The sequence below is a fragment of the Actinoplanes philippinensis genome, assembly GCF_900113015.1.
GTDB classification, from domain to species: domain Bacteria; phylum Actinomycetota; class Actinomycetes; order Mycobacteriales; family Micromonosporaceae; genus Actinoplanes; species Actinoplanes philippinensis.
The window spans coordinates 45899-65921 of sequence record NZ_FONV01000030.1 but is presented as its reverse complement, the minus strand read 5'-3'; the positions used below and the strand labels follow the sequence as shown (position 1 = coordinate 65921).

The 20023-nt window shown below is 69.9% G+C and carries 16 protein-coding genes; 11 read left to right on the top strand and 5 right to left on the bottom strand.

Features of this window, described 5'->3' with window-relative positions; translation table 11 throughout:
- On the top strand, positions 1–1811 hold a 1811-nt coding region (locus BM290_RS44395; RefSeq protein WP_177320162.1), incomplete at its 5' end, for an OmpL47-type beta-barrel domain-containing protein.
- A gap of 97 nt (positions 1812–1908) precedes the next feature.
- Positions 1909–2556: a fasciclin domain-containing protein gene (locus BM290_RS44390; RefSeq protein WP_093622035.1), complete on the top strand. Its 648-nt coding sequence runs from the start codon at positions 1909–1911 to the stop codon at positions 2554–2556.
- A 64-nt stretch (positions 2557–2620) separates the two neighbouring features.
- Here the strand turns inward: BM290_RS44390 and BM290_RS44385 are convergent, their stop codons facing one another.
- The 3 genes from BM290_RS44385 to BM290_RS44375 all read right to left on the bottom strand — a co-directional run bounded on the left by BM290_RS44385 (position 2621) and on the right by BM290_RS44375 (position 6349).
- Positions 2621–3793 carry a carbohydrate-binding protein gene (locus BM290_RS44385; RefSeq protein ID WP_239144081.1) on the bottom strand — a complete coding sequence of 391 codons (1173 nt, stop codon included), beginning with the start codon at positions 3791–3793 and terminating at the stop codon, positions 2621–2623.
- A gap of 38 nt (positions 3794–3831) precedes the next feature.
- The gene (locus tag BM290_RS44380; RefSeq protein WP_093622033.1) at positions 3832–5109 is read right to left on the bottom strand and encodes a chitinase; all 1278 of its coding nucleotides are present in this window, start codon (positions 5107–5109) and stop codon (positions 3832–3834) included.
- Positions 5110–5194: 85 nt separating this feature from the next.
- On the bottom strand, positions 5195–6349 hold the full coding sequence (locus tag BM290_RS44375; RefSeq protein ID WP_093622032.1) for an outer membrane protein assembly factor BamB family protein: 1155 nt from the start codon (positions 6347–6349) through the stop codon (positions 5195–5197).
- A gap of 164 nt (positions 6350–6513) precedes the next feature.
- On the opposite strand from BM290_RS44375, the gene BM290_RS44370 reads away from it, so the two are divergent.
- Positions 6514–7761 carry a glycoside hydrolase family 16 protein gene (locus BM290_RS44370; protein WP_093622031.1) on the top strand — a complete coding sequence of 416 codons (1248 nt, stop codon included), beginning with the start codon at positions 6514–6516 and terminating at the stop codon, positions 7759–7761.
- Positions 7762–7826: 65 nt separating this feature from the next.
- Here the strand turns inward: BM290_RS44370 and BM290_RS44365 are convergent, their stop codons facing one another.
- Positions 7827–8984 (bottom strand): LCP family protein, encoded by a 1158-nt coding sequence (locus tag BM290_RS44365; RefSeq protein ID WP_239144080.1) that lies wholly within the window; start codon positions 8982–8984, stop codon positions 7827–7829.
- A 179-nt stretch (positions 8985–9163) separates the two neighbouring features.
- Between BM290_RS44365 and BM290_RS44360 the strand changes: the two genes are divergently transcribed.
- Complete coding sequence (locus tag BM290_RS44360; RefSeq protein ID WP_093622030.1) at positions 9164–10570, top strand: chitinase; 1407 nt, start codon at positions 9164–9166, stop codon at positions 10568–10570.
- Positions 10571–10649: 79 nt separating this feature from the next.
- Complete coding sequence (locus BM290_RS44355) at positions 10650–11261, top strand: dihydrofolate reductase family protein (RefSeq protein WP_093622029.1); 612 nt, start codon at positions 10650–10652, stop codon at positions 11259–11261.
- A 57-nt stretch (positions 11262–11318) separates the two neighbouring features.
- Here BM290_RS44355 and BM290_RS44350 read toward each other — a convergent pair whose 3' ends face one another.
- Entirely contained in the window at positions 11319–11816 is a 498-nt protein-coding gene (locus BM290_RS44350; protein ID WP_093622041.1) for a flavin reductase family protein, read from the bottom strand.
- A 125-nt stretch (positions 11817–11941) separates the two neighbouring features.
- Between BM290_RS44350 and BM290_RS44345 the strand changes: the two genes are divergently transcribed.
- The 6 genes from BM290_RS44345 (at position 11942) to BM290_RS44320 (ending at position 20023) form a co-directional block, all read left to right on the top strand.
- Positions 11942–13633 carry an ABC transporter ATP-binding protein gene (locus BM290_RS44345; protein ID WP_239144079.1) on the top strand — a complete coding sequence of 564 codons (1692 nt, stop codon included), beginning with the start codon at positions 11942–11944 and terminating at the stop codon, positions 13631–13633.
- Entirely contained in the window at positions 13630–14397 is a 768-nt protein-coding gene (locus BM290_RS44340; protein ID WP_093622027.1) for an energy-coupling factor transporter transmembrane component T, read from the top strand. Before BM290_RS44345 ends, BM290_RS44340 begins: the two co-directional genes overlap by 4 nt.
- A complete protein-coding gene (locus BM290_RS44335) occupies positions 14394–14945 on the top strand; it encodes an ECF transporter S component (RefSeq protein ID WP_093622026.1) in 552 nt (183 codons plus the stop codon). Before BM290_RS44340 ends, BM290_RS44335 begins: the two co-directional genes overlap by 4 nt.
- 218 nt (positions 14946–15163) lie before the next feature.
- Positions 15164–17275: an AAA family ATPase gene (locus BM290_RS44330; RefSeq protein WP_093622025.1), complete on the top strand. Its 2112-nt coding sequence runs from the start codon at positions 15164–15166 to the stop codon at positions 17273–17275.
- Positions 17276–17411: 136 nt separating this feature from the next.
- On the top strand, positions 17412–17963 hold the full coding sequence (locus BM290_RS44325) for a hypothetical protein (protein WP_143134182.1): 552 nt from the start codon (positions 17412–17414) through the stop codon (positions 17961–17963).
- Between the two features lie 221 nt (positions 17964–18184).
- Positions 18185–20023: a site-specific DNA-methyltransferase gene (locus BM290_RS44320; RefSeq protein WP_093622023.1), complete on the top strand. Its 1839-nt coding sequence runs from the start codon at positions 18185–18187 to the stop codon at positions 20021–20023.

The following is a 20023-nucleotide window of genomic DNA, read 5'->3' as shown; positions in this document are numbered from 1 at the left end:
CGAAGCTCTACGCCGAGAACGACCCGAACCACACCGGCAGCACCTACAACAAGATGATGTACGCGACGACCCGCGACTTCCGCACGTTCAGCGAGGCGAAGGTGTGGGTCGACCCGGGGTACTCGGTGATCGACTCGACGATGATCGACCACAACGGGACCTACTACCGGTTCACCAAGGACGAGCGGAACAACTCGTCCACCTCGCCGTGCAGCAAGTTCATCATCGAGGAGAAGTCCACCGAGCTGCGCGACACCGCCTACGACTTCGTCAAGGACTGCATCGGCTCCGGCGGTGTCAGCGCCGGCGAGGGCCCGCTCGTCTTCAAGTCGAACACCGAGGACCGGTGGTACCTGTTCGTCGACGAGTACGGCGGCCAGGGCTACGTGCCGTTCACCTCGACCGACCTGGACTCCGGCGTCTGGACCAAGGCCACCTCCTACTCCCTGCCGAAGCGCCCCCGCCACGGCACCGTCCTGCCGGTCACGCAGGAGGAGTACGACCGGCTGCTCACCACGTACCAGCCGAACCTGCTGGTCAAGGGCGTCGACGAGGTGCCGCTGACCACCCCGGCCGGAGTCGCGCCGAGCCTGCCCGCGCAGGTCACCGCCCGGTACGCGGACGGATCGTCGTCGAGCGTCCCGGTCACCTGGGATGCGGTGCCCGCCTCCGCGTACGCCCGGCCCGGCCGTTTCTCGGTCGCCGGCACCATCGCCGACAGCCAGAACGTCAAGGCCACCGCGGTGGTGACCGTGCCGGACGCCGCCGCGCCCACGGTGACCGCCACCGCCGCGCCCGGGTGGTTCACCGGCCCGGCCACGGTGACCGTGACCGCCACGGATGAGGTGGACGGCCCCCTCGTGCCGAAGGTCCGCGTCACACGCTCCGGTGAGCCGGCCGGCCCCTGGACCGACCAGATCGGGCCGCTCACCATCGATCGCGACGGCATCCACCTGGTCGAATACGTGGCCGTCGACGCGGCCGGCAACAGCTCCGGCATCGGCTCGGTCACCGTGCGGATCGACCGGACCGCCCCCGTCTCGCAGGCGACCGTCGACGTCAAGGGCCGGACCGTGACCCTGCGCGCCGCCGACGACACCTCCGGAGTCAGCCGGATCGAGTACTCGCGGGACGGCGGCTCGACGTGGCAGCCGTACACCGTGCCGCTCGGCTCGACGGTCCTCTACCGGGCCGTCGACGTGGCCGGCAACGTCGAGACGACCAACCAGGCGGTCCTCCCGCCCGCCGGCGTGGTCCTCGCCCCGAGCGCCACGAAGGCGGCGCTGACCTCGGCGAAGGTCTCCTACGGCACGTCTCCCGTGGTCCGGGTGACGGTCAGCGGCGGGCTCCCGGCCAAACCCTCGGGCACGGTACGGGTGCTGCTCGGCTCCACCGCGGTCGGCGCCGGCACCCTGTCCGCCGGTACGGCCACGGTCAAGCTGGCCCGGAACATCGGCGTCGGCACCCGGAAGCTGCGAGTGGTCTACCAGGGCGACAGCCGGTATGCCGGATCCGCCGCCGACGTGACGCTCAAGGTCGTGGCCGCCGCCTCCAAGACCACGCTGTCGGTCAGGAAGAAGCAGCTCACGGTCAAGGTCACCGCCTCCGGGGTGACGCCGTCCGGCACGGTCCGGATCGTCGCGGTCCGCGGCGGGACGAAGGTGGTCCGCACGATCCGCCTGAACGGCCGGGGCACGGCCGTGCTCGACCTGGGCTCCTGGGCCCGCGGCACCTACCGGATCACGGCCACCTACAGCGGCTCCGGCACAGTCGCCAAGTCGTCGAGCGCAGTGATCAGGGTCACACGATGATCTGATCGGATTCACCGCATCCAATCCGGCCCGCCCGAGCGAAGTAGGGGGTGGCGGCAACAAAGCCGCCACCCCGCACTCGGAAGGACGTCTGAAGATGAGGATCACCCGCGTGGGCGCCCGGGCCGTCGCCGTCGCTACCGCCGCCGTCGTCGCCACCGCCCTGTCCGCCGCTCCGGCCGCCGCGCACAGCAAGAAGCCGCTGGGCACCAAGTCTCTCGCCGCGGTGCTGACCGCCGACAAGAGCGGGTTCGACCACAACGGCCACGACTACGACATCCTCGCCGCGGCCGTGCAGGCGGTGCTCAAGGCCAAGCCGTCCAGCCCGGTCAAGGTCCTCACCGACGGCAAGACCCCGCTGACCGCGTTCCTGCCCAACGACCGCGCCTTCCAGCTGCTGGTCCAGGACATCACCAAGTCGAAGAAGCTGCCCGGCGAGAAGAAGGCGTTCACCGCGGTCGCCGGCCTCGGCATCGACACCGTCGAGTCGGTGCTGCTCTACCACGTGGTGCCGGGCGCCCGGATCCCCGCCAAGACGGCGCTGAAGTCCGACAACGTCAAGCTGAAGACCGCCGCCGGCTCGCCGATCAAGGTCAACGTCTACGGCCACGGCAAGAAGATCTCGATCATCGACCTCGACTTCAGCGACCGCAACGCCCGCGTGATCCGCGTCGACATCAACGGCAAGAACCGCCAGATCGCCCACGGCGTCGACCGCGTGCTGCGCCCGATCAACCTCCCCTGATCCGTACCGGAAAGACAGCGACGCGCGGCCGCCCGCAGGGGCGGCCGCGCGTCGGTGCTTTTACTCAGAAGCCGGCGCTCACCCGGGTGAACGCCCAGTCGGTCTGCGCGATGCCGGAGCAGTCGCTGACCACGCCGCCGCCGGCGCAGCCACGGTCGCGGTTGACCGCCCAGAAGGCGAAGCGGGCCAGCCCCTTGCTCTTGGCGTAGTCACGGATCCGGGTCCAGGTGTCGACCGACGTGACCTCCTGCTGGTCGGAGAGGCCGTTCATGCCGGAGATGCCGATGCGGGAGTACGCCTGGGCGTCGGTCCAGCCGAACGTCGACTTGAGCACGTTCTTCAGGCCCTCGGTGGCGCCCACGGTCGAGGCGTACATGTCGGCGCCGCCGCTGAAGTCGAACGGCATCTGGGTGAAGACGTCGATGTTCGCGCCCTTCGCCTTGGCCTGCTGGATCAGCCGGATGCCGTGGGCGTTCGGGCCGGTCGTCGTGGTGCCGAAGGTGAGGATCGTCTTCACGTTCGGGTTGCGCTGCTTGACGATCTTCAGCGCGTCCACGATCCGGTCCGCGACGACGTAGTTCTCGAACTCGTCGGTGTTCTCGATGTCGATGTCGATCGCCTTGAGTCCGAAGGTGTCGATCACCTTCTGGTACGCGCCGGCGAGCGCCTCGGGAGTCGAGCAGTTCGGGCCGAGCTTGTTGCCGCTCCAGCCGCCGATCGACGGGACGACGTCGGCGCCGGCCGCCCGGATCGCCGCGATGGTGCTGGCGTGCGCTCCGCCGGTCAGGCCGGACGAGCCGTCCCACGCCGGGTTGCAGCCGTTGCTGGCCAGCACGAACGCGAGAGTGAAGGCCTTGATGCCGGTGGCCTGCACGACCGTCGCCGGGGCGGGCGGGTTGCCCCAGCCCGGGTACAGGTACGGCGCGGCCGCCATCTTGGTGCCGGTGGCCGGCGGCGGGGTGGTCGGGCCGGTCGGCGGGGTCGTCGGCGGCGTGGTCGGGGTGGTGCCGCCGCAGACGCCGTTGTCGATCCAGACCGCCCACTGGCTGCTGTTGGTGGCCGGCGACTCGTTCTGCGTCCACCACTTGGCGGTGTAGTTGTGGCCGTTCTGCGAAGCGACGTTGTCCTTCACGTAGACGGCGGAGGCGCTCCAGGCCGGGGCGCACGCGGCGGCCGCGTTCGACGTGGCCATCGGGAGGACGGCGGCGGCCGTGGCCACCGCGCCGACCGAGGTCACGAGGGCGATTTTCCTGCTCAGTCTCATCTCAGGGCCAATCAGGGGAGAGTTGCGAGGTGGGGGTCGATGGTGTCGGCCCAGGCGTTGCCGTTCGTCACATCCCAGTTGATGGACCAGGTCATCGCGCCTCGAATGCCGGGATAGGTGGCCGGCGGCTTGAAGGTGCCGCAGTTGGCGCCCTTGGCCAGGCAGTCGAGGGCGGCGTTGACCACGGACGGGGCGACGTAACCGCCACCGGCGGCGCGGGTGCTGGCCGGCAGGCCCAGCGCGATCTGGTCGGGGCGGAGCCCGTTCTGCAGCGGGATGCAGGCGAGCGCGGTCAGGAAGTTGACGTTGCCCTGGCCGTACGCCGCGTTGTTGTCACACCCGAGCATCGCGCCGGAGTTGTAGTACTGGGTGAAGACGACGGTGAGGATGTCCTTGATGTCGAGCGCGAGCTTGAAGTACGAGGACTGCGGGTTCTGCATGTCGATGGTCTGCGGCGCCATCGTGATGATCAGGCTGCTGCCCACCTTGGCCCGCAGGCTGCGCAGCGCGCTCGCCATGTAGGTGGGGTTGAGCCCGTTCTCCAGGTCGATGTCGACCCCGTCGAAACCGTAGGTCTGGATCAGCCGGTGGACCGAGTCGGCGAACGCCGTGGCGGCGGTCGCGCTGTTGACGGCGACCGTGCCCTTCTCGCCGCCGACCGAGATGACCACCTTCTTGCCGCGCGAGTGCAGCGTGGCGATGTCCGCCTTGAACTGGGCGTCGGTGTAGCCGCCGACCGCGGTGGCCAGGCCCGGGTCCAGGTTGAAGGTGACCGCGCCGGCGGTGCCGGTGGCGTCGGCGAAGGCGACCGCGATCAGGTCGTAGGTGGCCGGGACGGACGCCAGCTTGAGGGGCGCGGCGCCGTTGTCGAAGTTCTGCCAGTACCCGGTGAGGAAGTGCTTCGGCAGCGTGCCGGTCGGCGTGCTGGGTGACGTCGACGGGCTGGGTGACGTCGACGGGCTGGGTGACGTCGACGGGCTCGGTGACGTCGACGGCGAGGAGGACGGCGACGACGACGGCGAAGGGTTGGTGCCACCGCAGACGCCGTTGTCGGTCCAGACGTCCCACTGACCACTGCGGACAGCCGGCGACTCGTTCTGCGTCCACCACTTGGCGGTGTAGTTGTGGCCGTTCTGGGAGGCGGTGTTGCCGCCGACGTAGACCGTGGAGGCGCTCCAGGCGGGTGCGCAGGCCACGGCGGCCGAGGCGTTGCCCGCGAAGTAGGTCGCCGCGCCACCGGCTGCCAGCGCCGTGACCGTGGCGAGTATCAGAGATCTGGAACGCCTCATCGGAGTCCTTCCATGGATGACCTGGGGATGCATCAATGTTTAGGACTGTTAACAGTGAATGTAAAGAGGCCGAACCTTAAACTTCCTAAAATCGGGGCTCATCCCTGACGGTGTACGCGGTCAGCGATCCGTTCTCCTCCTGGTAGAGCACTCCGCCGGTGACGACCACCCGGTACGACAGCTGCGGTGTGCCGGCGAGCACCCGGCCCGTGGTGGCGTCCAGAGCGACGCGGGCCGCGTAGACGACCCCGCCCGCCACCGTCGCCGCGAGGACACCGTGGGCCGGCAGGTCGCTGCGCCACACCTGTCTTCCGGTGCGGCTGTCGAGGGCGACGATCCCGTTGTCCTGCGAGCAGTAGACCCGGGTGCCGTCGGTGGCGACCACCCCGTCGTTGTCCGGCGCGGTCCAGAGGACTCTGCCGTCCGCAGCCGACACCGCCTCCAGGTGTTTCCCGTCGTCGCTGGGACCGTAGAAGACGTCGCCGGCCGGTGAAGCGGTCCCGGTATGCAGATACCGGTTCACGGTCCATCGGGTCGCGCCGGTGGCGATGTCGAACGCGACCGTGCCGCTTTCGGCGGTCCCGGTGACCACGCCGTCGGCCGAGGCCCCGCTGATCAGCCGGCCGTCGGCTCGCCAGGCCTCCTTGCCGTCGCTGAGGCGGACGGCGACGGTCGCGGTGTCGTCGTAGATGTCGCGTCCGGCGGTCACGACCACACCCTTGTCGACGATCATCGTGCCGATCACCGGAGCGGTGACGCCGTTCCAGAGCTCCGCGCCGGTGCGTACGTCCAATCCGACCAGCCCGCTGTTCGGGTCGCTCATCGACTCGCAGTCGGTGTAGCCGGCGATGAGCACCCCATCGGCGACCGCCATCGACGGCGGGTGGTTGGAGGAACCCTCCCAGTCGTGGCTCCACAGCTTGGCGCCGTCGCCGGTGGCGTAGGCCGAGATCCCCAGCTGGTCGGCGATGAAGACGCGGCCGTCGGCGACGATCGGATCGCCGAGGGACGAGCACGAGTCCTCCGAGCGCAGTTCCACCGACCACTTCTTCACGAGCCGTCCCACGGTGGCTGGCGTGATCACGGTCTCGTGCGGGTTGAACGAGGTGTCCTCGGCGTCGTAGCCGGGGTGATCCCAGTGCGGCGACGCGGGCAGGGCGCGGACCGGGGTGGCTGCCGCGCCGACAGCGAGGATCAGGGCGGCGGCCACAGCGGCGGGGGTACGGACAAAAGAATGCACAAATCAAGTTAAAACCGTAGAACGTCACTTAAGCAGGGGATCTGCCGGGATCGAGGCGGAAGAAGGTGTTATCCGGGGTTCCGGAACCCGTCCCCATTGACCGAGGGGTGTCGAACTCTTAACAATGTTTTCAATATCGACACCTCTCCCCCAGGAGGATCCCCATGCGCGGGATACGCACTCTGCTGGGCGCCGCCGTCGTTGCGATAACGCTGGCCGGCAGCCTGACCCTCGCCTCGCAGGGCGACACGGCGGACGCCGCGGTCGGCCCGGTGACCTGGTCCGACGAGTTCAACGGCGCGTCCGGCGCGGCGGTCGACAGTGCGAAGTGGAACTTCGACATCGGTGGTGGCGGCTTCGGCAACAGCGAGCTGCAGTACTACACGAACTCCACGAACAACGTCCGCCAGGACGGTCAGGGACACCTCGCGATCACCGCGCGCAAGGAGAACCCGTCGAACCTCCAGTGCTGGTACGGCACCTGCCAGTACACCTCCGGCCGGATCCTCACCTCCGGCAAGTTCACCCAGCGCTACGGCCGGTTCGAGGCCAGCATCAAGGTGCCGAAGGGGCAGGGCATCTGGCCCGCGTTCTGGATGCTCGGCGACAACCTGGGCAGCGTCGGCTGGCCGCAGTCCGGCGAGATCGACATCATGGAGAACGTCGGCAAGGAGCCGAACAAGCTGTACGGCACGATCCACGGCCCCGGCTACTCCGGCGGCAGCTCGATCGGTGGCAGCCGGACCCTCTCCGCGCCGCTGGGGGACGCCTTCCACTCGTACGCCGTCGAATGGTCTCCGAATCTGATCGTCTGGTACCTCGACGGAAGTGAGTACTTCCGGGTCACCCCGGCCTCGCTCGGTGGTCGTCAGTGGGTCTTCGACCACGGGTTCTACATGATCCTGAACGTCGCGGTCGGCGGCAACTGGCCGGGCAGCCCGGACGCGTCCACCGCCTTCCCGCAGACCATGCTGGTCGACTGGGTGCGCGCCTCGGCCTGGAGCGACTCCACCACCCCGCCCCCGGCCGGCGGCAACGCGCTGAAGAGCAACTTCAACGGCAAGTGCATCGACATCCCCGGCGGTACGGCCAACGACGGCGCCCGCCTGCAGATGTACGACTGCAACGGCACCGGCGCGCAGCAGTGGGCCTTCAACGGTGACGGGACGCTGCGGGCGCTCGGCAAGTGCATGGACCCGGCCGGTGGCGCGCTCACCAACGGCACCCCGATCCAGCTGGTCACCTGCAACGGCAACCCGGTGCAGCGGTTCACCCTCTCCGGCGCCGGCGACCTGGTGAACATCTCGGCCAACAAGTGCGTCGACATCACCGGCTGGAACAGTGCCAACGGCGCTCAGCTCCAGCTCTGGGACTGCGGCGGCACCGCCAACCAGAAGTGGACCCGCGCCTGACCCGCACGGAGAACGACGATGGGGCGCCGCGAGATCGCGGCGCCCCATCGTTTTGTCTGCGGGTGTCAGCTGTCCATGTTCACGATGCCCGGGTTGTCGAGCAGGAACTGGGCGACCTGATCCTGCTTGACCGCATTGAAGAACGCGGTGGCCTGATCCGGGTTGCTGAACTTCTCGCCGAGGTAACCCGTGTTGTTGGCCGGGTTCTCGAAGATGCCGCCGCCGTCGAGCTTGATCGTGACCATGTCGTCGACGTTGACGTCCTTGAGCGCCAGCGCCCACTCGATCGGGCTGTTGCCGCCACCGGCGAAGGTCAGCGATTTCCCGGCCGCGTCCATGATCTTCGTGATCTTGCCGACGTCGGTGATGACGCCCTTGCTCATCGCCTCTTTGGCCATGGCCTTGATGAACTGCTGCTGGTGCCGCTGACGGTCGTAGTCGCTCATGTCGACGCCTTCGACGTTCGGGTACCGCTGGCGGACGTAGTCGAGCGCCTGCCACGGCTGGAGCCGGACCGGCTTGGTGCTCTTCTTGTAGTACGCCTGGGGCCCGGTGTACGGGTGGTCGCAGCTGGAGGTGACCGGGCAGCTCGCCTTACGCGGCCGCTGCTTGCCCTCGGGCGTCAGGTGCTCCGACTTCACGTCCATGTCGATGACCATCGAGACGCCGCCGAGTGCCTCGACCATGTCCTTGAAGCCGCCGAAGTTGATGATCGCGGCGGCGTCGAACTGCTCGATCCCGGTGTAGTTGCGGATCGTCTTGGAGAGCACCTTGAAGCCGTTGGTGACATCGATCTTGCCGTTGACCTGGCTGCCCAGCGCCATCGCCGAGTTGATCTTCCCGCGGTGGGCCCGGACGCCGGACTTCGAGTCGGCGGCGATGTCCACATAAAGGTCACGCGGCATCGAGAAGAGGTACGCCGTGCTCATATCGGCCGGAATGTGCGCGATCAGAATCGAGTCGGACAGCGGCGGGGTCTCCGGCTTTCGCGGGTCGATGCCGACGAGCAGGATCGTCAGCGGGCCCTTGATCTCGTCCTTCTTCGTCGCGGCCTGAGCCGCGTCGCCGTCGAGCAGGCCCTCGTCGGTGATACCGCTGGTGTATTTCGCGATCAGGGTCTGGCCGGTGACCAGGGTGCCGCCGCTGGCGATCAGCAGCACGGCGCCGAACGCGGCACACAGCCGCGCCCATAGTGGTGTGCGGCGTTTCGTTGACTTGGGCAACCGGTCTCCTAGCCCCGCTCCGACATCGAACACGCATGATTCCACGGCCAGGCAACACCGAGGCAAGCGTCTTCGGGGCCGACGTGACCGGTGCCACCTTAGTTCCAGTACGGCTCGAACACCTACCGGGTTCGATCGGCGCTATTTACTTATACAGTTAACAGTCCTAATAATTAGCCATGCGTCGATCGGTACTCCTCGCGTCGGCGGCAACCGTGGCCGCCGCCTGCTCCCTCGTCTATGTGGCCTCCACCGCCAACGCGGCCGTGGCCTGCGCCCCCGCCTGGAGCGCGTCCTCCGTCTACGTCAAGGACAACGTCGCCTCCAAGGGCGGCAACAACTACACGGCCAAGTGGTGGACGCAGGGTGAGGACCCGGTCCTCAAGAGCGGCCAGTGGGACGTCTGGATCAACAACGGCGCCTGCGGGGGTACGACGAACCCGTCGCCGTCGAGCCCGTCCCCCTCGAAGTCGCCGTCGACCAGCCCGTCCCCGTCGACGTCGCCCTCCACGTCACCGAGCCCGTCCACGTCGCCGAGCACCCCGATCCCGGTCGGTGGCCTGCCGAAGCACGCGCTCATCGGCTACCTGCACGCCAGCTTCGCCAACGGCGCCGGCTACCTGCGGATGGCCGACGTGCCCGCCGACTGGGACATCATCAACCTCTCCTTCGGCGAGCCGACGAGCGTCACCTCGGGCGACATCCGGTTCACGCTCTGCCCGGCGACCGAGTGCCCCGGCGTGGAGAGCGAGGCCGAGTTCATCGCCGCGATCAGGGCGAAGCGCCAGGCCGGCAAGAAGGTGCTGCTCTCCATCGGCGGGCAGAACGGTCAGGTGCAGCTCACCACGACCGCGGCCCGGGACAAGTTCGTCAGCTCGGTCAGCGCGATCATCGACAAGTACGGACTGGACGGCGTCGACGTCGACTTCGAGGGCCACTCGCTCTCGCTGAACACCGGCGACACCGACTTCAAGAACCCGACCACCCCGGTCATCGTCAACCTGATCAGCGCGCTGAAGTCGCTGAAGACCCGTTACGGCGCCGGATTCGTGCTGACCATGGCCCCGGAGACGTTCTTCGTCCAGCTCGGCTATCAGTACTACGGCTCGGGCCCGTGGGGCGGCCAGGACCCGCGCGCCGGGTCGTACCTGCCGGTCATCCACGCGCTGCGCAACGACATCACCGTGCTGCACGTGCAGGACTACAACTCCGGCTCGATCATGGGCCTGGACAACCAGTACCACTCGATGGGCGGTGCCGACTTCCACATCGCGATGACCGACATGCTGCTCGCCGGCTTCCCGGTCGCGGGCAACACCGCCAACGTGTTCCCGGGGTTGCGGGAGGACCAGATCGCGTTCGGCGCGCCGAGCTCGGTCAGCGCCGGCAACGGCTACGTCGCCCCGGCCGGTGTGCAGCAGGCGGTGACCTGCCTGGTCAAGGGCTCGAACTGCGGCGGATACACGCCGCGCAGCGGGCTCAACCCGGACTTCCGGGGCCTGATGACCTGGTCGATCAACTGGGACCGGTTCTACAGCTGGGAGTTCCGGAACAACCACGAGCCGTTCCTGAACGCTCTTCCCTGATTTTTTCGCGGGACCGATGAGTTCGTGTCGGTGGCCCGGTCTACTTGACCGAGACCACCGACACGAAGGGGCCGCCACCATGGCGAATGTCATCTCCACGCTGTTCATCTCGGCCGACGGCGTCGCCGAGATCGACCCGTCCTGGCACTTCCCGTACTTCGACGAGAACATGGGCCGGGCCGTCACCGAGGACTACGCGACCTCCGATGTGCTGCTCATCGGCCGCAAGACGTACGACAGCTTCGCCGGCGCCTGGCCCGAGCGGGAGGCCGGTGGTGGTGAGGACGCGCCGTTCGCCAAGCAGCTCGGCGACATCCGCAAGGTGGTCGCGTCGCGTCAGGACCTCACGTTCACCTGGCGCAACTCGGAAGTCATCGACGGTGAGCTGACCGACGCGGTCCGTGCGCTGAAGGCCGACGAGAGCATCAAGGGCATCCTGATCCCCGGCTCGCTCGACGTGGTGCACCAGCTGCTGGCCGCCGGGCTGATCGACGAGCTGCGGCTGCTCATCCATCCGGTCGCGGCCGGCAAGGGCGAGAAGCTGTTCGTCGACGGCGCCCCGGTCCAGCACCTGAAGATGCTGTCGACCGAGGCGTTTCCGACCGGGGTGATCCGGGTGATCTACGCGCCGGTCGAGCCGCCCGCCCCGGCCGGATACGAGGACGTCAAGGACTTCCCCGAGGGCCAGTAGGGCCGGCGAGCGGTGTCCGGGATGGCTCCGGGTCCGGCCACCGGAGCCATCCCGGAATCAGGACTCGTCTCCGTGGTGGGGGTGGAACTCGCGGTCGTGGTGCACGAGCCGTCCGCGGGCTGGGCCGAGCAGCACGTCGACCACCTCTGCGACGACCACCGTCGAGTCGCCGACCGGGAGCCGGTGCAGCGGCACGGCCCGCAGGCTCGCCTGGGCGCCGGGCAGGAACGGCTCCCCGGTCGGCAGCACGTCCCAGCCCTGATCGGGAGTGAAGCGCGGCCCGTCCGACCGGGCGAAGTCACGGGCCAGCGCGAGGTGCGGGGGCCCGAGCAGATTGACGGTGAGACTCGGGGCGGCCAGGATCGCCCGCGCCGAGCGGGACCCCATCACCGAGAACGACAGCGCCGGTGGATCCACCGAGACCGACGCCACGCTGGACGCGGTGAGCCCGGCCGGGCCTCGTGGCCCGCCCGCGGCGATCACCGCGACCCCGGTCGGGAACCGGCGGAAAGCATCCTTCAGCCGGTCGCCGAGTTCGGTATCGATCCTGCTCAACACTGGTTACCTCGTCCCTGCCGAGCCGTACGGGACGACGGTAGAACCTCAACCTGAATTGAGGTCAAACCCCGTCGTGCCGGAGGGCGTACCCGAGTAATTAAGGTATGCCTATCCTTATCTGCATGTCCGACGTGTTGTTGCGGCTCAGCGGGGTGTCCGTGCGGCACGAGATGTATGACGAGACCGGAGCCGTGAGTCACGGCACACCCCGCCCGCGGGACGTGACAGCCGAGGTGCGGGCCGGCGAGGTGGTGCTGCTGCTCGGGCCGTCCGGGTGCGGCAAGTCCACTCTGACCCTCACCGCCAACGGGCTGATCCCGCACGTCGTCGGCGCCCGGATGGACGGCACGGTGACCGTCGCCGGCGTCGGGACGACGACCACCACGGTTCCCGCGCTGGCCCGCGACGTCGCGATGGTCTTCCAGGACCCGGACGCGCAGATCGTCACCGCCACGGTGCTCGACGAGGTCTGCTTCGGGCCGGAGAATCTGCTGGTCCCGGCCCCGGAGGTGCTGGCGCGGGCTGAGGAGGCGCTGCGCCGTGTCGGGCTCTGGGAGCGCCGCGACGACGACCCGGAGCACCTGTCCGGCGGTGGCCGTCAGCGGCTCGCCATCGCGTGCGCGCTCGCCTTGCGTACCCCCGTGCTGGTCCTCGACGAGCCGACCGCCAACCTCGACCCGGCCGGGGTCGAGGAGGTCTACCGGATCCTGCGGGAGATCGCCGCCGGCCGGGACCGGGCCGTGCTCCTGGTCGAGCACAACCTGGACGCGGCGATCGGCTTCGTCGACCGGGTGCTGGTGCTCGACGCCGACGGGCACATCGCCTTCGACGGTCCGGCCCGCGCGATCCTCACCGGGCACGTCGACGAACTGCTCGCGCTCGGCGTGTGGCTGCCGGTGGCCACGCTCGCGGCGCTGCGGCTGCGGGCGGCCGGGATCACCCTGGACCCGCTGCCGCTGACACCGGGCGAGCTGGCCGCCGCCCTCGACACGACGCCCGCGCTGCCGGCTCCCCGGGCCCGGGCGGCCGCCGACGTCGCCGCCGAGACCGCCATCGTGGTACGCGACCTGACCGTCCACCGCGGACGCACGACCGTCCTGCACAGCGTGTCCCTGACCGTCGCGGCCGGCGAGTTCGTCGCGGTGGCCGGTGCCAACGGGGCCGGCAAGACCACGCTGGCCCAGGCGATCGCCGGAGTGGTAGGCGCCCGCCGCGGGACGGTCGAGGTGACCGGGCGGGCCGGGTTCGTCTTCCAGAACCCGGAGCACCAGTTCCTCACCAACCGGGTCGAGGACGAGCTGGCGTACGGCCTCCGGGTCTTGAGGAGACCGCAAGCCGAGATCGACGCCCGCGTCGGCGCACTGCTGGACCGGCTGGGGCTGGCAGAGGTGCGCGAGGTGCACCCGTTCCTGCTGTCCGGCGGTCAGAAACGCCGGCTCTCGGTCGGCGCCGCGCTGGTGACCAGGCCGACGGTGCTGGTCCTGGACGAGCCGACGTTCGGGCAGGACCGGGAGCGCGCCGCCGAGCTGCTCGACCTGCTCGACGGGCTGCACGCGGACGGCACCACCGTCGTCGTGGTCAGCCACGACATGCACCTGGTCGCCGAGTACGCCACCCGGCTGCTCGTGCTCGCCGGCGGCCGGGTGATCGCCGACGGCGTCCCGTCCGGCGTCTACGCCGACAGTGCGGTGCTGGCCGCCGCCGGGCTACAGCCACCACCGCTCGCACAGGCCGCCCGCGCCCTCACCCGCCATCCCGGCTGGCACGGCGTGACCCGCCTGGCCGACCTGCCCGCCCTGGAGCCGACCCGATGAGCGTGTGGTCGCTGCGCTCGTACAACCCGGTGGTCAAGGTGCTCGCCCCGGTGCCCGCGATGATCGTCACGGCGCTGTCGCGGGACCTGTGGACACCCGCCGTCCTCGCGGTGATCGCGCTCGCCATGCTGCTGATCGGCGGCGGGCTGCGCGGGCGGACCCTGATCGCGGCGATCGCCGGGCCGCCGCTGCTGGTGGCCCTGCTGACCGTGTCGTTCGGCGTGTGGACCGACCCGGACCTGGTCGATCACACCACCGCGTTGCTGACCGCCGGGCCGTTCACCCTCTGGTCCGGCGCGCTGGAGACCGGGCTCGCCACCGGGCTGCGGGTGGCCGCCGTGATGCTGCTCGCCCTGATCGCCGGCCTCACCACCGACGGGACCGACCTGGTCCGCTCGATGATCGCGCACCTGCGGATGCCCTACCGGATCGGGTACGCGGGGTTCGCGGCGATGCGGTTCGTGCCGAGGTTCCGGCGCGACCTGGAGATCATCCGGCTGGCGCACCGAGTGCGTGGCGTGGACGGCGGGCGCGGGCCGGTCGCCACGCTGCGCCGGTACAACGGGTACGCCGTACCGCTGCTGGCCGGGGCGATGCGGCACGGTGACCGGGTCTCGCTGGCGATGGAGGCGCGCGGGTTCGGGGCCTTCGCCACCCGTACCGAGCGCCGGCACGTCCCGCTGCGCCTCCGTGACGCCGTCCTGGCGGTCTGGCTTGTCGCTGTCTGTCTCGTTCCCCACCTGTTGTCTGGAGCCCTCGGATGAAGTCCTTGACTACCCGCTACCTGATGGCGTGCGCGGCGATCGGCGCGGCCACCGGTGTCCTGCTGATACCCGCGTTCTTCGTGTCGTTCGCGATCGCCGCGACCGTCCCACTGGCGTACGCCGCGATGGCCGGCGTCTGGTTCCTCGGCCCGGTCGTCGCCCTCGCCGTGCTGCGGCGCCCCGGCGCGGCGGTGCTCACCATGTTCCTCGCCGGGATCATCAACGTGGCCACCCCGGCCGGGCCGAGCGCGATCCTCACCGACCTGATGGTCGGCGCCGCCCTGGAGCTGGGCTTCCTGGTCACCCTCTACCGGATCTGGCGGCCCTGGCTGTTCTTCGTGACCGGCGCGCTGTTCCAGGTCTACTACGCGATCAGCGCCTACGCGTACTTCAACATCGGCGACATGACGACAGCCGCCCGGGTGAGCTTCTTCGTCCTGCTGTTCGGCAGCACGACGGCGTTCATCCAGATCGGACTCGTCGTCGCGCGACGGCTGATCGCCGCCGGGGTCGGCCGGGGTGTGGCGCCGGTGTCAGCCGCCCGATGAGCCGGTTGAGCAACCGCCTCCGGTGGCGCTCGTGAGGAATCAGGTGCCGCCGGGGTAGGTGCCGGCGCAGAACTCCGCCTCGACGACCATGTCATCCGGCTAACGATCATGCAGGTCAGAGTAGGTCGGTCAGGCCGGCCGGTGGTTACGGATCATGTTGGTAACGGCCCGGAGAGCCAGCCGAGCGAACCCGGCCGGCTGTCGGTATCTTCCTGCGCGTGTTCATCGGACGTCAGGACGAACTGCGGGAACTGCGCACCGCGCTCACCGAGAGCGGGGTGTGCGTGCTCACCGGGCCGGCGGGCATCGGGAAATCCGCGCTCGCGGCCGCCTGCGCGCCACCGGGGACCTGGACGGTGAGCCTGGCCGGCAGCAGCGCCGACCCCGACGAGATGGCCGCCACCCTCGCCGCCGCACTCCGCGCCCGGATGGGCAACCCACTGGTCACCGACGTCGTCCAGGACTTCGCCGAGCGGGTCGCGCGGGAGCCGGAGCCGACAGTGCTGATCGTCGACGACATCCCGGCGCTCACCGAGGAGTCGGTCGAACGCCTCATCGTGCGGGCGGCCGGGCGCCGGCTGCGTACCGTCCTGATCACCACCCGGGTGCCCGGCATCCCGGCGCCGGTCCTGGAACTCGGGCCGATGGCCGGCGCCGAGGCGGCCGAGCTGCTCGGCGACGACGACCCGGACCTCCTCGCGCTCCTCGGCGGGCACCCGCTGGCGCTCCGGCTGGCCGGCCTGGCGCTGCGCAAACACGGCCCCGCCGACCTGGCCGACCGGCTCGCCGACGTGCCGTCACCGCTGACCGTGCTGCTCCGGGACCGGTTCGACGGCCTCGGCGAGCCGGCTTCCCGGGTGCTGCGGTTCTCCGCGCTCAGCTCGCCCGCCGCCCTCCCGCCCGGCGTGCTGCGCCTGCTGCTCGGCCGGGCCGTCGCCGAAGCCGTCGACGAGCTGCACCGGGAACTGCTGGCCACCCCGGTCGACGGCGCTCTGCAGGTGCACTCGGTGGTCCGCGACGCGGCCCGGCAGCACCTGCCGCCGGTCGACTGGACCGCGCTGGCCCGCCGCCTCGCCGACGCCGTGATCGACCACCCGTGGTCCGACCCGGCCGAGTCGTTCCTGGTCAACCGGCACGCCGACCGGCTCGCCGGGCGGCCGGACCTGCCATTGGCCATCGTGGACCGGCTGCACCGGCGGGTGATCACCCTGCGGGAGCCGGTGCTCACCGCTCCCCACCACCGTGAGCTGGCCGAACACCACTTCGACGACCCTGCCGTGCTGGTCGGGGCGGCCGAGCTGATGCGGGAGGCCGGCGCGCTCGACGAGGCCCGCGACCACGCGGACCGGGCCGTGCCCCTCGCCACCGACCCGGAGCTGCGCGGCCGGGCCCGGCTCCTGCTCGCCGAGGTTCTCGACGAACTCGGCGACACCGGCCGGGCCGAGCACCTGTGGACCCTGCTGCGCACCGGACCACCGTCGCCCGACGTCGAGGTGCGGTTCCTGCGGTCGCGACGGCTCCGCGGCCGGTACGACGAGGCCCGGACCGGACTCGCCGCATTCATCGACGAGCACGAGATCCGGTACTCGATGCTCGACCTGGTGCAGTCGGCCCAGCTGGAGCTCGCCCGTACCGAGATCGAGGACGGCGCCCAGCCGGACGCCCGCCGCCGGGCCGCCCGGGTGATCGCCGCCCACGCCGGCCCCGACCGGCAGGACCATCCGGCTGTGACCGACGCGATCCGGGTGCTCGTCGACGCCCGGCTCACCCCGCCGCTCACCGACCCCCGCGAGGACCGGCCCGTCTGGGAGGACACCGAGCGTGAGCTGCGCCGTCTCCGCGACCACTGGGCCGGCACCCACGGACCGCGGCACAGCGTCACCCTGGCGCTGACGGTTGCGCTGGGCGAGGCGCTCACCGCCCTCGGGCGTCCGGGCGACACCCTTTCCCGGGTACGCGACGACGTGCGCGACCGTTTCGGCCCGGAGCACCCGGCCCGGTTCCGCGCCGAGATGGTGCTCGGGTTCGCCGCCGCCCGCGGGCACCGCAACACCGACGCCGCCGACCACTTCGAGGGCGCGTTCCACGGCTTCCGGGCCGCCCTCGGCGACACCCACCCCAACACGCTCCGCGCCGAACTGGCCCTCGGCGTGGCTCTCAAACTGACCGGCCGCCGAGGCGGCGCCCGGCACATGCTCCACGTGGTGCGGCACGCCCCCGGCAGCGTCGGCATCGGCACCGACCTGTTCCTGCAGAGCGCCTTCGGCTCGGGCCTGAGCGTCTTCCCTTCCTGGCTGTGGCGCCGCCTGACCCCGCAGCCCCGCGACTGACCGCGACTCTCGCCTTGCGGCCCGTCACCGAGTGTGTCGAGTACGAGAAGACCTCAACCGTGGTGACATGCGTTCCGTAACCATTCGTGATAATCGCTGCGCGCGGTCATGACGGGGGTTGTGGAAGGGAACACTGGTGGCGGCATTGGCGGATGTCCGGCGGCGGGCCGGGCTCACGGCGTTTTACCTCGGCATATTCGCGACCATCTGGCTCAGCGTGCCGGCCAACGAGCCGCCCTGGGGTGTGTTTCTGGTTGCGGGCAGTGTTGCGGCACTGCTCACTGCGGGTGCCGGCGGCGCGTTGCTGATGCGGTCCCGCCTGGAGGAGCTGCTGCGGGACACGGGCGGGGACCGGCGGTATCTGGTGATCCTCGCGGGGGAGCTGGCGGCAGCCGGGTTCGGTGCGGTGCTGCTCGCGGTGACCGGGCGGTCGGAGTACATCGCGGTGCTCGTCGCCGCGGTGGTCGGGCTGCACTTCTGGCCGCTCGCCCCGGTGCTGCGTGATCCGGCGCTGCGGATCCTCGCGGGGCTGGTCTGTGCGACCGCGCTGGCGGGGCTGATCACCGGGATGGTGTCGACGGTGTCGCCGGGCGAGGTGGTCGGCTCCGGTGTCGGCGTGCTGCTGCTGGGCTACGCGATCGGCGCGCTGATCCGCGGTGGCCTGACCCTGCGGCAGGCGCATTCGTAACCGTCTGGATTTCGGGCCTGCGACCGGGCGGGTGACCACGGCTGTTCGAGGCCCGCACCGGTTCGCCGGGCGGGCCTCTTGCGCGTCCACGGGGCGCGTCGGCCGTACCGAAAAAGGGTTTTAAGGGCTTTCCGTTCCAGGAATGGGGTTTTTGTCGTCGAAGGGCGGTAGGGTGCTGGTTTCCAGCACCTAGGACGCGTAGGACCCCCTGGGACGGCTCTGTGGAGAAACTGACGAGTCCCGATCCGGCGACGCATGACGTCGACCGGCTCGCCGAGTTGTTCCCCGCCGCCGTGACCGAGGTGGCGGACGCGTCCGGGAGGCCCGCCCGGGTCGTCGACTTCGACCTGCTCAGGCGGCATCTCGGCGATCGGGTCGCGGAGGGTGCGCCGGAGCGTTATCAGCTGGATTGGCCGGGTAAGCGCCGGGCGCAGCGGGCGGCCCGGGAGCCGGCCGCGGGGGCGTTACGGCCGATGCGGGAGCAGTCCGAGGATTTCGACGGCACCCGTAATCTGCTCATCGAGGGCGACAACCTCGACGTGCTGAAACTGTTGCAGGAGTCGTTCCTCGGGCGGATCAAGGTGATCTACATCGATCCGCCCTACAACACCGGCAACGATTTCCTCTACGACGACGACTTCTCCCAGAGCAAGGCCCGCTATCTGACCGGTTCGGGGCAGGTCGACGCGTCCGGGATGCCGCTGGTCGCCAATCCGGAGTGGGCCGGGCGCTTCCATTCGAACTGGCTGAGCATGATGTATCCGCGGCTGGCGCTGGCCCGGAATCTGATGACCGACGACGGCGTCATCTTCATCTCCATCGACGACCACGAGGTCGACAATCTGCGGAAGATCTGCACCGAGATCTTCGGGGAGCGCAATTTCGTCGCGCAGATCATCTGGCAGAAGGTGTACGCGCCGAAGAACACCGCCCGCTGGTTCTCCGAGGACCACGACTACATTCTGGTCTTCGCCCGGAACCGGGACCGCTGGCAGCCGCGCCCGCTGGCCCGGACCGCCGAGATGGAGGCGCGGTACCGCAATCCGGACGCCGATCCGCGTGGCCCGTGGAAACCGGAGAACATGTCGGCCCGCAACCGGTACGACGCCGGCGTCTACCCGATCACCACCCCGTCCGGCCGGCTGATCGAGGGCCCGCCACGCGGCAGCTACTGGCGGATCTCCCGGCAACGCTTCGACGAGCTGAACGCGGACAACCGGATCTGGTGGGGCAGTGGCGGCGACAACGCCCCGGCGGTGAAACGGTTCCTCTCCGAGGTGTCGGCCGGGCGCACCCCGCAGACGCTGTGGTTCTACGGCGAGGTCGGGCACACCCAGGACGCCAAGCGGAGTCTGCTGCGGTATGTCCCGTTCGAGCACACCGCGAACGTGCTGAACTCGGTGAAGCCCGTCGAGCTGCTGCAACGCGTCCTGCAGCTGGCCGGCCGGCCCGATGACGGCGACATCGTGCTGGACTTCTTCGGCGGCAGCGCGACCACCGCGCACGCCGTGCTGGCACAGAACCGGGCGGACGGCGGCAACCGGCGGTTCATCAGCGTGCAGATCCCGGAGCCGCTGCCGATCGCCGAGAAGGGTCTCGCGTCGATCTTCGAGATCGGGCTGACCCGGGTGCGCAACGTGGCCGCTGAGCTGCGGGCGTCCGGCGTGTCGGGCGACCTGGGCTTCCGGGTGCTGCGGCTGGACTCGCCGAACCTCGCCGACGTCCCCGGGGATCTCCCGCAGAGTGAGCTGGGGTCACTGGTGGATCGGGTCAAACCGGACCGGACGGGCGAGGATCTGCTGTTTCAGGCGTTGCTCGACTCCGGTCTCGACCCGGGCCTTCCGATCACCGTCGCCGACGGGCTGTACGTGGCCGGCGCCGACGACCTGGTCGCCTGCTTCGCGGAGACGATCACCGAGGACGTGATCCGGTCGATCGCCGCTCGCCGGCCGAGCCGGGTGGTCTTCCGGGACTCCGGGTTCACCGACGACGCGGCCCGGATCAACGCCGACCGGATCTTCGCCGCGCTGTCGCCGTCGACCGACGTGAAGGTTCTGTGA